Genomic DNA, 13,662 nt, shown 5'->3' with positions numbered 1-13,662 from the left:
TCCATGCAACTTGAACCCCGAGCCCAAACCCTGCTGAAAGCCCTCGTCGAGCGTTATATTGCCGACGGCCAGCCGGTCGGGTCGCGTGCGCTCTCGAAGATTTCCGGCCTCGACGTGTCGCCCGCCACGATCCGCAACATCATGGCCGACCTCGAGGAAATGGGCTATGTCGCCAGCCCCCATACCTCGGCCGGCCGGGTGCCGACGCCGCGCGGCTACCGCCTGTTCGTCGATACGCTGCTGACGGTGCAGCACCTGGAAGGCCAGCACGGCCAGCATGGCGTCGATCCCGAGCGCATGCGCCTCGCCAGCCAGCAACCGCACAAGGTCATCGCCAACGCGGCGCAGATGCTGTCCTCGCTGACGCAATTTGCCGGCGTCGTCCAGAGCCCGCGCCGCGAATCCGTGTTCCAGCAGATCGAATTCCTGCGCCTGTCCGAAAAACGCATCCTGCTCGTGATCGTCGATCCGCGCGGCGACGTCCAGAACCGCCTGCTGCTGACCGAGGTCGACTACACGCCGGCCCAGCTGGTGCAGTCGGCCAATTACCTGAACCAGAATTTCGCCGGCCTCAGCTTCGACGAAGTGCGCCGGCGCCTCACCGGCGAGTTGCGCCAGCTGCGCGAAGACATCGGCGGCCTGATGCAGACCGCCGTGGAAGCGGGCAGCGAGGCGATGGCCGAAGGCAGCGAAGAGATGGTCATTTCAGGCGAACGCAACCTGCTGTCGGTGTCCGACCTGTCTTCGAATATGAGCTCGCTGCGCCAGCTGTTCGAGATGTTCGAGCAAAAAACCGGCCTGATGCAGCTGCTCGACATGTCGAGCAAGGCGGGAGGGGTGCAGATTTTTATCGGCGGCGAATCGAAGCTGGTGCCGATGGACGAAATGAGCGTCGTCACCGCGCCCTACGAGGTAAACGGCAAGATCGTCGGCACCCTGGGCGTGATCGGCCCGACCCGGATGGCGTATGAGCGGGTGATTCCGATCGTCGACATCACGGCGAAATTGTTGTCGAATGCGCTGAGCAATTCTTAAGGTGGGCACGGGGCGCCCACCCTACGCCCACAAAAAAACGGCGCCACGGCGCCGTTTCTCGTTGGAGCATACTTTACTTAGTTGTTGCCGCGGTGCGGACAGGCCGTCTTGGTGCAATTGCCGTAAATCGCGAGCGCGTGCTCGGCAATCTTGAAACCGCGTTCCAGGGCGATCTTGTTCTGGCGCGATTCGATCTCTTCGTCGAAGAATTCCTCGACATGGCCGCAATCGAGGCAGACCAGGTGGTCGTGGTGCGAGCCGGCGTTCAGCTCGTAGATCGCCTTGCCGGTTTCGAAGTGGTTGCGGTTGAGCAGCCCGGCTTGCTCGAACTGGGTCAATACGCGGTAGACGGTCGCCAGGCCGACGTCCATATTTTCGGCCAGCAGGATTTTATAGACGTCTTCCGCCGTCAGGTGCCGCACTTCGCTGTTCTGGAAAATTTCCAGGATTTTCAGGCGCGGCAAGGTCGCCTTCAGGCCGCTCGCCTTCAGGTCGGTCGGTTTGTTACTCATGTTTGTTACTCGTAGATGGGCGGAGTGCTTTATGATATAGCGTTTTGGAAGCTCCCGCTAAACGTTTTGAGGTTACTTATGCGCGTCTTTGATGCCCTTGTTCATCGCTCCAAGGCCCGGGCCCTGCTTGCCGCGGGCCTCGCCTGCACGCTGGTCCTGTCCGGCTGCGCATCCTGGCGCAACCAGACCAAGCCTGCCGCATCGGTGGACACGTCCCCGGCCGCATTGGCGTCCGACGCCAGCAAATCGGCCTCGCTGGCCAATGCCGGCGCCCAGACGACCGAAGGTACGAGGCTGCAGAAATTCCTGTGGATCTTCTCGCCCTACCGCCCGGACATCCAGCAGGGCAACTTCGTCTCGCAAGAAATGCTGAACCAGCTGAAAGTGGGCCAGTCCCGCGAGCAGGTGCGCTTCCTGCTCGGCACGCCGATGCTGATGGACATGTTCCATGCCGACCGCTGGGACTACCCGTTCTACCTCGCGCGCGGCAACGGCGAGCTGACCACCAGCCGCGTCACCGTGTATTTCAAGGATGACGTGGTCGAGCGCTTCGACGGCGGCAACCTGCCGACCGAGCGCGAGTACATCGCCCGCATCGCCGGCCCGGCAAAGAACGTCGTCAAGGAAGCCAAGAAGGCCGAAAAGGCGGCCGCCAGCCGCCCGGTCGAGCCAAGCACGCCGGCCAGCCCCGCCACCTCCACGACTACTCCGTAAGACTGTCATGACGCAACTGAAAATCGCGGTCGCCGGCGCCAGTGGGCGCATGGGCCGCATGCTGATCGAGGCGATCGCCGCCGCTCCCGATGCCGTGCTCGCCGGCGCCCTCGACGTCGCAGGTTCTCCCTTCATCGGCCACGACGCTGGCGCCTTCTCGGGCCAGCTGACCGGCGTGAGCATCGAATCGGACCTGGCGCGTGCGCTGGCGAACGCCGACTGCCTGATCGATTTCACCCGCCCCGAAGGCACGCTGCAGCACCTGGCGTACTGCGCCGCCAACAACGTCAAGATCGTGATCGGCACGACCGGTTTCGATGACGCCGGCAAGGCGGCGATCGCCGCCGCCGCGGAAAAAGTCGCCGTCGTCTTTGCTCCCAACATGAGCGTGGGCGTGAACGTGACCCTCAAATTGCTGGAAATGGCCGCGAAAAGTTTCGCCGAAGGCTACGACATCGAGATCATCGAGGCGCACCACCGCCACAAGGTCGACGCGCCCTCGGGCACGGCCCTGAAAATGGGCGAGGTCATCGCCGACGCCCTCGGCCGCGACCTGAAGGAGTGCGCCGTCTATGGCCGCGAAGGCGTGACAGGCGAGCGCGATCCGTCGACGATCGGTTTTGCCACCGTGCGCGGCGGCGACATCGTCGGCGACCACACGGTGCTGTTCGCCGGCACCGGCGAGCGCATCGAGATCACCCATAAATCGAGCAGTCGCGTGACCTACGCCCACGGCGCCCTGCGCGGCGCGCGTTTCATCGCCGACAAGGCGAACGGCCTGTACGACATGCAGGACGTCCTCGCATTGAATACCGGCGTGAAAGGATAAGGCCATGGCAGTAGCGGAACTGAACGGCGCCGTGATCGTCAACGAAGCGAGCTTCTTTGCCGAAAGCCGGCGCGCGTTCGGCTTCCACACGGCCACCGGCGACACCATCGACACCTGGGTCGATTGCCTGAGCTACCTGCGCGACGAGGAGAACATGACCAAGTTCCGCCTGCAGCCGGACGAGGTGCTGGAAATCGTCATCACCGACAGCGCTGCCCTGCGCGCCCGCCTGCCGGACCTGGTCGACGAGATCGTGTTCTGCGTCGGCGGCATCAACGAGCGCTACGAGGACTACGGCGAAAAGCCGGCCCTCGAACTGGTACTCCGTTAAGTCAGCGGGTTCGCCGGCGTGCCTTCCATCGAGGACCTGAGCGCGGCGGACCTGCTTTCCATTTCCCGCTATGTGATGCCGGAGCTGCCGCAGCAAGCGGCGAAGCTCGGCTTCCTGTTCGGCACCCGTCACGGGGTCGAGGAATTCTGCCGCGAGACCTTCGCCCTTTGGCAGGGCGGCATGTTCGAGCGCCTGCTGGTCTCGGGCGGCGCGACGGCTGGGCAGGACACACCCGAAGCGCTCGTCATCGCCGAGCGCCTGGTCGAATTGGGCATCCCCGCATCCATCCTGATCCTTGAATGCGAGGCCTTGAATACCGGCGACAACGTCATTCTCGGCCGCCGCAAGGTGGCGCAAGAGATGGACCTCGCCAGCATCGACAGCATCCTCGTGATCGGCAAAGTCTGCGCCATGCGGCGCTACCTGATGACGCTGGCGCGCCACTGGCCGAGCATCACCGTCTCTGCCTGCGCCATCAATTATTTCGGCCTGCCGGCCGAGCGCTGGCACGAGCACGCTGAGTTCCGCCGGCGCGTGCTGGCCGAATTCCACAAGATTCCGCAGTACTTGCAACAGGACTTCCTGCGCGAGCTGGAAGGGCAGGCGCCGTATCCGGTGCTGGGTGCCGGCGCATGAAGCGGCTCGGCAAGGGACTGTTGGCGCTCGCCGCGCTGTTGCTGGTCTATCTTGCCATCGTGGCCTGGTGGGCGGCCGCCTCTGTGGACGTGCTGCTCGCGCGGCAGCCGGCCGCCACCACGGCGCCACGGCTGTCGCAAGGCCAGCTCGCCATCCTGCTGCGCATCGAAGACCCGAGCTTCTTTTCCCATCGCGGCTTGAGCCTGGCCGATGGCCAGGGCGTCGCCACGATCTCGTCCGCCGTCGCCCGCGACCTGTTCCTGTACGGCGCGCCGCTCGAGGGTCCGAGGGGCGTGCTGCAGCGCGTGTACCGCGCCGTGTTCGACTGCTGCAGGAAGGTCGACCTGGGCCGCGACGTGATGGCGGTGGTGCTCGACGCCAGCGTGTCGAAACAGCGCCAGCTGGACCTGTATGCCGGCGGCGTGTACATGGGGCGGCATGAAGGACGCCAGTTGCGCGGACTCGAAGCGGCCGCGCAGGCTTACATGGGCAAGCCGCTGGCCGCTGTCAATGCAGACGGGATGGCCCGGCTGGTCGCCATGATCAAGGCGCCGAACGAACTGCATCCGGTGCGCAACCGCGATGCCTACCAACTGCGCCTGGCGCGGGTGCGGGCGGTGCTAGCCGGGCGTTGCCGGCCGGATGGGTGGCTCGATACCGACTACGCAGGTTGTAAAGACTGAGGCACAAACGCGGCTCGCCTCCGCTTCGCCGCAGTGCAAGATGAAACAGTATAATGTTCTGCTAAAGCTCCGCTTTCCATCCTTCCCACATTCCGTCCGCAGAACATCATGCAAGATAAATATAGTCCCGCCGAAGTTGAACAGGCCGCGCAGGCGTACTGGAAGTCGATCGATGCCTATAAGGCCGTCGAGAACGATCCACGTTTCCCGAAAGGCAAGTATTACGCCTGTTCGATGCTGCCTTACCCATCCGGCAAGCTGCACATGGGTCACGTGCGCAACTATACGATCAATGACGTGATGTACCGCTATCTGCGGATGAACGGCTACAACGTGCTGATGCCGATGGGCTGGGATGCCTTCGGCATGCCGGCCGAGAACGCGGCGATGGCGAACAACGTGCCGCCGGCCGAGTGGACCTATTCGAACATCGCCCACATGCGCGGGCAGATGGAATCGATGGGCCTGGCCATCGACTGGTCGCGCGAGATGACCGCCTGCAAGCCGGAATACTACAAGTGGAACCAGTGGATGTTCCTCAAGATGCTGGAGAAGGGCATCATCTACCAGAAGACCGGCACCGTGAACTGGGATCCGGTCGACCAGACCGTGCTCGCCAACGAGCAGGTCGTCGATGGTAAAGGCTGGCGTTCGGGCGCGCCGATCGAGAAGCGCGAAATCCCGATGTACTACGTGCGCATCACCGACTACGCCGACGAGCTGCTGGATTTTGTCGACAACAAGCTGCCGGGCTGGCCGGAGCGCGTGCGCACCATGCAGACCAACTGGATTGGTAAATCGGTCGGCGTGCGCTTCGCCTTCCCGCACGTCGTCATGGACGACGCCGGTGAACTGATCAACGACGGCAAACTCTACGTCTTCACCACCCGCGCCGACACTATCATGGGCGTGACCTTCTGCGCCGTGGCGCCGGAACACGCGCTGGCCCAGCACGCCGCGAAGAACAATCCTGAACTGGCCGCCTTTATCGCCGAGTGCAAGCTCGGTTCCGTCATCGAAGCCGACATGGCGACGATGGAGAAGAAGGGCATGCCGACCGGCCTCACCGTCACGCACCCGGTCACCGGCGAGCAGATCCCGGTCTGGGTCGGCAATTACGTCCTGATCACCTACGGCGACGGCGCCGTGATGGGCGTGCCGGGCCACGACGAGCGCGACTTCGAATTCGCCAAGAAATACGATTTACCCATCAAGCAGGTCGTCGCCGTCGAAGGCCAGGAGTATTCGCTGGACGGCTGGCAGGAGTGGTATGGCGACAAGGAGAACGGCCGCACCATCAACTCGGGCAAGTACGATGGCCTCGATTACACCGCCGCCGTGAACGCCGTCTCTGGCGACCTGGCAGCCCAGGGCCTGGGCGACAAGAAGGTGACGTTCCGCCTGCGCGACTGGGGCATCTCGCGCCAGCGCTACTGGGGCACGCCGATCCCGATGATCCACTGCGGCGAGTGCGGCGCGGTGCCGGTTCCCGAGCAGGACCTGCCGGTCGTGCTGCCCGAGCACCTGGTCCCGGACGGCACCGGCAACCCGCTGAACAAGGACGAAGCCTTCCTGAAGTGCGACTGCCCGAAGTGCGGCAAGCCTGCGCGCCGCGAGACCGACACGATGGATACCTTCATCGACTCGTCCTGGTACTACATGCGCTATACCTCGCCGGGCTCGAACGACGCCATGGTCGACGCGCGCAACGATTACTGGATGCCGATGGACCAGTACATCGGCGGCATCGAGCACGCCGTCATGCACCTGCTGTACGCGCGCTTCTGGACCAAGGTCATGCGCGACTTCGGCCTGGTGAAGTTCGACGAGCCGTTCGTCAACCTGCTGACCCAGGGCATGGTCCTGAACGAGACCTATTACCGCGAAGACGCGGCCGGTAAAAAGACCTGGTTCAACCCGGCCGACGTCGAACTCACTTTTGATGACAAGGGCCGTCCGCAGAACGCGGTCCTGAAGGCCGACGGCCAGCCGGTCATCATTGGCGGCACCGAGAAGATGTCGAAGTCGAAGAACAACGGCATCGACCCGCAGGCGCAGATCGAACAGTACGGCGCCGACACCGCGCGCCTGTTCACGATGTTCGCTTCGCCGCCGGAGCAGACCCTGGAATGGTCGAACAGCGGCGTCGAAGGCGCGAGCCGCTTCCTGCGCCGCGTCTGGGCCTATGGCTACGCGCAGCGCGAACGCATCGCCGCCGGCCTGGCGGGCGGCATCGGCGGCGCCACGCTGGACGACGCCCAGAAGACCCTGCGCCGCGAAGTGCACAAGGTGCTGCAGCAGGCCGACTATGACCTCAAGCGCATCCAGTACAACACGGTGGTCTCGGCTTGCATGAAGATGCTGAACACGCTGGAGTCGGCGAAGCTGGCCGAGGGCGCCGCGTCCGACGCGGTGATCGCCGAAGGCTTCTCGATCTTCCTGCGCCTGCTGAACCCGGTCGCGCCGCACATCACCCACGCGCTGTGGCAGGAACTCGGCTACGCCAAGGTGCACGGCGACATCCTCGACGTGCAGTGGCCGGAAGTCGACGCCGCCGCGCTGGAGCAGTCCGAGATCGAGATGATGATCCAGGTGAACGGCAAGCTGCGTGGTTCGGTGAAGGTGCCGAAGGACGCGGACAAGGCCGCGATCGAGGCGGCGGCGCTGGCTTCCGAGGCGGTCCAGAAGTTCATCGAAGGCACGCCGAAGAAGGTCATCGTCGTGCCCGGCAAACTCGTCAACATCGTGGTGTAATTCATGCGCGCTCATTTCCCTACTTTTGCGCGCGCGGCTGCGGCGCTGCTGCTGGTCACGTCGCTGACGGCCTGCGGTTTCCACCTGCGCGGCTCGGACGGCGCTTACAACATGCCGTTCAAGAGCATCTATCTGGCCTTCCCGGATACTTCGCCGCTGGGTAATGAGCTCAAGCGCAACCTGCGGGCAGGCGACCGCGTCGTGATCTCGCCGACCCAGGCGGACGCCCAGGCGCGCTTCGAAGTCATTTCCGAAACGCGCAACAAGGCGGTCCTGTCGCTGAACAACCTGGGCCGCGTGCGCGAATACCTGCTGACCTACACGCTGGTGTTCCAGGTGCGCGACGCGAGCGGCAACCTGCTGCTGGGACCGACCGAGATCGCGCTGCGCCGCAACCTCACCTTCAGCGAAGAGGCCCTGCTGGCCAAGGAAGGCGAAGAAGCGCTGCTGTACCGCGACATGCAGTCCGACCTGGTGCAGCAGATCATGCGCCGCCTGGCGGCCCTGAAGCCACAGTGAGACCGTCATGCAGTTGAGGCCTGAAGCGCTCGAGCCCCATCTGGCGAAGGGGCTGGCGCCGCTGTATGTGATCACCAGCGACGAGCACCTGCTGGCGTTGGAAGCGGCCGATAAAATCCGCCGCGCCGCGCGTGCGGCCGGCCATACCGAACGCGACGTGCTCACCGTCGAGCGCAGTTTCAAGTGGGGCGAGCTGCTGGCGGCGAACCAGGCTTTATCGCTGTTCGGCGACAAGAAGCTGATCGAGTTGCGCATCCCGAGCGGCAAGCCCGGCAAGGACGGCAGTGCCGCCCTGCAGGCGTATGCGAAGGACCTCAGCCCCGACAACCTCACCCTGATCACGCTGCCGAAGCTCGACTGGCAGACGGCCAAGGCTTCGTGGGTGGCGACGCTGCAGCAGGCCGCCGTGTACATCGAGATCCCGAACGTGGAACGCGCGCAGCTGCCGGGCTGGATCGGTATGCGCCTGGGCGCGCAAGGGCAGAGCGCCGACCGCGCCGCGCTCGACTTCATCGCCGATCGCGTCGAGGGCAACCTGCTGGCCGCGCACCAGGAAATCCAGAAGCTGGGCCTGCTGCACGAACCGGGCAAGCTCAGTTTCGAGCAGGTGCAGGACGCGGTGCTGAACGTGGCGCGTTATGACGTGTTCAAACTGTCGGAAGCGATGCTGATGGGCGACCCGTCACGCCTGGCGCGCATGCTCGAGGGGCTGAAGGGGGAGGGCGAGGCGCTGCCGCTGGTCTTGTGGGCCGTCTCCGAAGAAATCCGCACGCTGTTAAAATTGAAAGCCGGGATGGCGCAGGGGCGGCCGCTCGGCGCGCTGCTGAAGGAATACCGCATCTGGGGCCCGCGCGAACGGATGATGGATCCGGCGCTGCGCCGCATCTCCCTGAGTACGCTGGAAGCGGCGCTGCAGGAGGCGGCGCAGGTGGACAAGATGGTCAAGGGTTTACGAGCCAAGGCCTTCGCGGGGGATGCGTGGGATGCGATGCTGCAGCTGGCGTTGAAGGTGGCGCGGTAAATCGTTCGTCGACCGGTAACGGGATACGAACCGATCCACATGCACTGACCCGTAAGGTGGGCGGGTCCCCCGCCCACGCGTTCACCTTGCGTTTGCACGCCCCGCCAAATTAACGCTCACTGGAACCGACACGATGGACATCACCGACTACATGCACACGCTGGGCCGCAAGGCCCGCGCGGCGTCGCGCGCGATGGCGCGCGCCGATGGGGCGACACGCAACCGTGCGCTGCTCTACATTGCCGAGGCCATCGAACGCGAGGCGGCGCAGCTCTCGGCCGCCAACGGGCTCGACCTCGACGCGGCGCGCGCCGCCGGCCTGGCGCCGGCCCTGCTCGACCGCCTGGCCCTGTCTCCCGCCGCGATCACGACCATGGTCGAAGGCCTGCGCCAGATCGCAAGCCTGCCTGACCCGATCGGCGAAATCTCGAACATGAAGTCGCGCCCGAGCGGCATCCAGATCGGCCAGATGCGCGTGCCGCTGGGCGTGATCGGCATCATCTACGAAGCCCGTCCGAACGTGACCGTCGATGCGGCCGGTCTCTGCATCAAGAGCGGCAACGCGGCGATCCTGCGCGGCGGCTCGGAAGCCATCCACTGCAATCGCGCGCTGGCCAAGCTCGTTACCGAAGGCCTGGCCAAAGCCGGCCTGCCGCTGGACGCGGTGCAGGTGGTCGACACGACCGACCGCGCCGCCGTCGGCACCCTGATCACGATGCCGCAATACGTCGACGTCATCGTCCCGCGCGGCGGCAAGGGTTTAATAGCACGCCTGATCGAGGAGGCGACGGTCCCGATGATCAAGCACCTGGACGGCATCTGCCACGTCTATATCGACGACAAGGCGGATCTTGCGAAAGCGCTGCCGATCGCCTTCAACGCCAAGTGCCACCGCTACGGCACGTGTAACACGATGGAAACGCTGCTGGTGTCGCGCGCGATCGCCCCGGCCGTGCTGCCCCAGCTGGCGGAGCTCTACAAGACGAAGGAAGTCGAGCTGCGCGCCGACGAGGAAGCGCGCGCGATCCTGGCCGGCTATCCGCACCTGGTGCCCGTCACGGAAGAGGACTGGAGCACCGAATACCTGGCCCCGATCCTGGCCGTGAAGATTGTCGGTGACATCGACGAAGCGATGGACCACATCGACCGCTATTCGTCGAAGCACACGGAAGCCATCGTGACCGAAGACTACAGCGCCGCGCTGCGCTTCCTGCGCGAAGTCGACTCGGCCTCGGTGATGGTGAACGCCTCGACCCGCTTCGCCGACGGCTTCGAATACGGTCTGGGTGCCGAAATCGGCATCTCGAACGACAAGCTGCATGCGCGCGGCCCGGTCGGGCTGGAAGGGCTGACCTCTTTAAAGTATGTCGTGTTCGGTCACGGCGAAGTTCGCAGCTAATCTATAAGGACCTGCATGTACCTCTGGATCAAAGCCTTCCACATCGTCTTCATCGCCTCCTGGTTCGCCGGCCTGTTCTACCTGCCGCGCATCTTCGTCAACCTGGCGCAGGAAAGCGACGCCAACGCCACCACGCGCCTGCTGGGCATGGCGCGCCGCCTGTACCGCTTCACGACCATGCTGATGATTCCGGCGCTGCTGCTGGGCCTCTGGTTATGGCTGGGCTTCGGCATCCAGGGCGGCTGGCTGCACGCGAAACTGGCGCTGGTGGTACTGGCGATCGGCTACCATCATGCCTGCGGTTCGATCCTGAAGAAGTTCGAGGCCGGCGTGAACAAGCGCAGCCATACCTGGTTCCGCTGGTTCAACGAGGTGCCGGTCGTGCTGCTGATGCTGATCGTAATTCTCGTGGTCGTAAAACCTTTCTAAATTTTCGGCCTACGGGTCATCCGCGAGACGCATCCGTGCGTTGAACGCGTGGAGTCAGGACTCCACCCTACGTAGGGGTCATTGAGGCCAATGGCGTCAATGACGGGTTTAACGGGCTCCGCCCACGCGGTACACGGCATGAACATCCACCGGCTAATCCGCGAGAACACAACATTTTTTTCGGCCGGCAGCGCAGGCGCTTCCGGCTTTTACTTTTTTATCAACGGACAAAGGGTACCCCCATGACCTCCTATTTTTGCCCCTGCCCGCGCGGCATGGAAGCGGCGCTGGCCGAAGAACTCCTTGAGATCGCCCAGCAATACAGCCCGACGCTGAAAGTCCACAACCAGGTTCCGGGCGGCGTGCACTGCTCGGGCACCCTGGTCGACTCCTACCGCATCAACCTGCACTCGCGCATCGCGTCGCGCGTGCTGATGCGCATGGGCCAGCGCAGCTACATGAACGAGAACGACATCTACGACCTCGTGCTCGAGCAGCCCTGGGAAGACTGGTTCGGCGTGCACCATACGATCCGTGTCGACGTCACGGCCGTCAAATCCCCGCTGAAGAGCCTCGAATTCACGACCCTCAAGATCAAGGACGCGATCTGCGACCGCTTCCGCGACCAGTTCAACAAGCGTCCGTCGGTCGACACGCGCGAGCCGGACATGCGCATCGTCGGCTTCCTCGACCAGCGCAACTTCATCATCTACCTCGACACCTCGGGCGAAGCGCTGTTCAAGCGCGGCTGGCGCGAAGAGACGGGCGACGCGCCGCTGCGCGAGAACCTGGCCGCCGGCATGCTGCGCGTATCGGGCTGGAAGCCGGGCGTGCCGCTGTTCGATCCGATGTGTGGTTCGGGCACGATCCTGATCGAGGCGGCGCAGATGGTGCAGGGCATTCCGCCCGGCGCGCGCCGCCGCTTTGCTTTCGAGAAATTCGCCGACTTCGAGCGCGAAGCCTGGCAGGAGATGAAGGCCGCGATCAAGGCCAATCCGCTGCCGAGCGAACCGACCATCTTCGGTTCCGACATTTCGGGCGACATGGTCGCGATGACCCGGCATAACCTGAAGATCGCCGGCATCCTGTTCGACGTGCCCCTGAAACAGATCGAAGCCCAGCACGTGAGCCCGCCCGTCGAAGGCCCGGGCATCCTGCTGACCAACCCGCCTTACGGCGAGCGGATCGGCGTGCGCGGCGACTCGACCATGCCGCAGGACGAGATGGCGGTGAGCTTTTATTCGGCGCTCGGCACCACCCTGAAACAGCGCTTCGCCGGCTGGACCGTGTTCCTGTTCACGGCCGACCTCTCGCTGCCGAAGCTGCTGCGTTTGAAAGAGGCGCGCAAGACCCCGTTCTTCAACGGCGCCCTGGAATGCCGCCTTTTCCGCTTCGATATGGTGGCGGGTTACAACCGCCGTGAAGAAGCCAAGCCGAAGCAGGAATAAACATGCTGCCCCCGTCCGACCCCGACCAGCTGCCGAAAGACCCCGTCGTCCCGGTGCCGCTCCCGGCACCGCACAAGATCGTCATGCTCTCCGCAGGCGGCCTGGCGACCCTGCTGGCCGGCCTGTCGATGCTCGGACCGTTCTCGATCGACGCCTATTTGCCGGCCTTCCCGCAGATCCAGGCCAACCTGCATGCCTCGTCGATCGAGGTGCAGCAGACGCTGACGGCCTACATGCTGGCCTTTGCCGGCATGGTGCTGTGGCATGGCGCACTGTCGGACGCCTTCGGGCGGAGGAACGTGATCCTGGTGGCCCTGGTCGTGTTCGCGATCGGCACCTTCGGCTGCGCGGCGGCGTCCACCGTTCATTACCTGTGGGTGTTCCGCATCATGCAGGGGGTGTCGGCGGGGGCGGGCGTCGTGGTCGGGCGCGCCATCATCCGCGACCTGTATTCGGATGCGCCGGCGGCGCGATTGCTGTCGATGGTGACGATGATCTTCTCGATCGCACCGGCCGTCGCACCGGTGCTGGGCGGCTGGATCGTCACCTGGTTCGACTGGCGCGCGATCTTCCTGGCCCTGTGCGCCTACACGGTGCTGCTGGGCTGGGTGTGCTGGAAGCACCTGCCGGAGACGGTGCCTCCCGCGCAGCGCCAGCCCTTCAATCCGCGCTTCCTGGCGCAAAGCTACAGCGCCATCTTCAGCTCCTTCCTGTTTCACATGAAGGCGGGCGTCACGGCCCTGAACTTCGCCGGCCTGTTCCTCTACATTACCGCGTCTCCCGTCCTGCTGCCGCAGCACCTGGGGCTCGGTCCGTCCCAGTTCGCCTGGCTGTTCGTGCCCACCGTGAGCGGCATCTTCCTCGGCTCGATGGCGGCCAACCGCATGGCCGGCAAAAAAACGTTTGAAAAGCAGATCCTGCTGGGTTTCGCCTTCATGCTCGGCGCGGTGGCCTTCAACGTCACCTACCACCTGCAGTATCCGCCGGCGCTGCCCTGGACCGTGCTGCCGATGTTCTTCTTCACCTTCGGCAGTTCGATCATCGCGCCGGGCGCCACCTTGCTGGCACTCGACCTGTTCCCGCACATCCGCGGTACGGTCGCCTCGTGCCAGTCCTTCGTCTCGACCCTGCTGGGGGCGGTCGTGGCCGGCGTGATCGCACCGGCGCTGTCGCATTCGGTGCTGGCGCTGGCGCTGGGACAGGCGGGCTTTGCCTTGCTGGCGCTGGCCTTCTGGGCGACGTCGCGCCAATACCGGCGCATCCAGGCACGCAAGGGCAAGCCGTCCTGATCCATTCGCGCGCGTGTCGGCTTGCCCCTCGGCAAGTCGACAATACTTTATTGACTACCAAGC

14 protein-coding genes are annotated in these 13,662 nt (G+C 64.5%); 13 read left to right on the top strand and 1 reads right to left on the bottom strand.

Annotation, left to right across the window (positions count from 1 at the left end):
* Nucleotides 1-3 precede the first annotated feature (3 nt).
* Nucleotides 4-1,035 carry a heat-inducible transcriptional repressor HrcA gene (hrcA, locus tag C2862_RS20090; protein WP_136221927.1) on the top strand — a complete coding sequence of 344 codons (1,032 nt, stop codon included), beginning with the start codon at nucleotides 4-6 and terminating at the stop codon, nucleotides 1,033-1,035.
* Nucleotides 1,036-1,112: 77 nt separating this feature from the next.
* On the opposite strand, the gene fur is transcribed toward hrcA, so the two are convergent.
* Entirely contained in the window at nucleotides 1,113-1,547 is a 435-nt protein-coding gene (gene fur, locus C2862_RS20085; protein WP_136221925.1) for a ferric iron uptake transcriptional regulator, read from the bottom strand.
* A 78-nt stretch (nucleotides 1,548-1,625) separates the two neighbouring features.
* On the opposite strand from fur, the gene C2862_RS20080 reads away from it, so the two are divergent.
* The 12 genes from C2862_RS20080 (at nucleotide 1,626) to C2862_RS20025 (ending at nucleotide 13,599) form a co-directional block, all read left to right on the top strand.
* Nucleotides 1,626-2,261 (top strand): outer membrane protein assembly factor BamE, encoded by a 636-nt coding sequence (locus C2862_RS20080; protein WP_136221923.1) that lies wholly within the window; start codon nucleotides 1,626-1,628, stop codon nucleotides 2,259-2,261.
* A 7-nt stretch (nucleotides 2,262-2,268) separates the two neighbouring features.
* Complete coding sequence (dapB, locus tag C2862_RS20075; protein ID WP_136221921.1) at nucleotides 2,269-3,090, top strand: 4-hydroxy-tetrahydrodipicolinate reductase; 822 nt, start codon at nucleotides 2,269-2,271, stop codon at nucleotides 3,088-3,090.
* A gap of 4 nt (nucleotides 3,091-3,094) precedes the next feature.
* Nucleotides 3,095-3,421 (top strand): barstar family protein, encoded by a 327-nt coding sequence (locus tag C2862_RS20070; protein WP_136221919.1) that lies wholly within the window; start codon nucleotides 3,095-3,097, stop codon nucleotides 3,419-3,421.
* Nucleotides 3,422-3,439: 18 nt separating this feature from the next.
* On the top strand, nucleotides 3,440-4,057 hold the full coding sequence (locus tag C2862_RS20065; RefSeq protein ID WP_229467522.1) for a YdcF family protein: 618 nt from the start codon (nucleotides 3,440-3,442) through the stop codon (nucleotides 4,055-4,057).
* 38 nt (nucleotides 4,058-4,095) lie between these two features.
* Nucleotides 4,096-4,740 carry a transglycosylase domain-containing protein gene (locus C2862_RS20060; RefSeq protein ID WP_168710119.1) on the top strand — a complete coding sequence of 215 codons (645 nt, stop codon included), beginning with the start codon at nucleotides 4,096-4,098 and terminating at the stop codon, nucleotides 4,738-4,740.
* A gap of 108 nt (nucleotides 4,741-4,848) precedes the next feature.
* Complete coding sequence (gene leuS, locus C2862_RS20055; protein ID WP_136221915.1) at nucleotides 4,849-7,494, top strand: leucine--tRNA ligase; 2,646 nt, start codon at nucleotides 4,849-4,851, stop codon at nucleotides 7,492-7,494.
* A 3-nt stretch (nucleotides 7,495-7,497) separates the two neighbouring features.
* Complete coding sequence (lptE, locus tag C2862_RS20050) at nucleotides 7,498-8,013, top strand: LPS assembly lipoprotein LptE (protein ID WP_136221913.1); 516 nt, start codon at nucleotides 7,498-7,500, stop codon at nucleotides 8,011-8,013.
* A 7-nt stretch (nucleotides 8,014-8,020) separates the two neighbouring features.
* On the top strand, nucleotides 8,021-9,034 hold the full coding sequence (holA, locus tag C2862_RS20045; RefSeq protein WP_136221912.1) for a DNA polymerase III subunit delta: 1,014 nt from the start codon (nucleotides 8,021-8,023) through the stop codon (nucleotides 9,032-9,034).
* Between the two features lie 133 nt (nucleotides 9,035-9,167).
* A complete protein-coding gene (locus C2862_RS20040; RefSeq protein ID WP_136221911.1) occupies nucleotides 9,168-10,433 on the top strand; it encodes a glutamate-5-semialdehyde dehydrogenase in 1,266 nt (421 codons plus the stop codon).
* 15 nt (nucleotides 10,434-10,448) lie between these two features.
* Nucleotides 10,449-10,862, top strand: a complete 414-nt coding sequence (locus tag C2862_RS20035; RefSeq protein ID WP_136221910.1) for a CopD family protein — start codon at nucleotides 10,449-10,451, stop codon at nucleotides 10,860-10,862.
* Nucleotides 10,863-11,104: 242 nt separating this feature from the next.
* Entirely contained in the window at nucleotides 11,105-12,310 is a 1,206-nt protein-coding gene (locus C2862_RS20030; protein WP_373888268.1) for a class I SAM-dependent RNA methyltransferase, read from the top strand.
* A gap of 2 nt (nucleotides 12,311-12,312) precedes the next feature.
* Nucleotides 12,313-13,599: a multidrug effflux MFS transporter gene (locus C2862_RS20025; protein WP_136221909.1), complete on the top strand. Its 1,287-nt coding sequence runs from the start codon at nucleotides 12,313-12,315 to the stop codon at nucleotides 13,597-13,599.
* Nucleotides 13,600-13,662: the final 63 nt, after the last annotated feature.

It is taken from the genome of Massilia sp. Mn16-1_5 (genome assembly GCF_004798585.1).
Classification (GTDB): domain Bacteria; phylum Pseudomonadota; class Gammaproteobacteria; order Burkholderiales; family Burkholderiaceae_D; genus Telluria.
The sequence above is the reverse complement of the archived record's forward strand: the minus strand, read 5'-3'. Positions and strand labels throughout refer to the sequence as shown.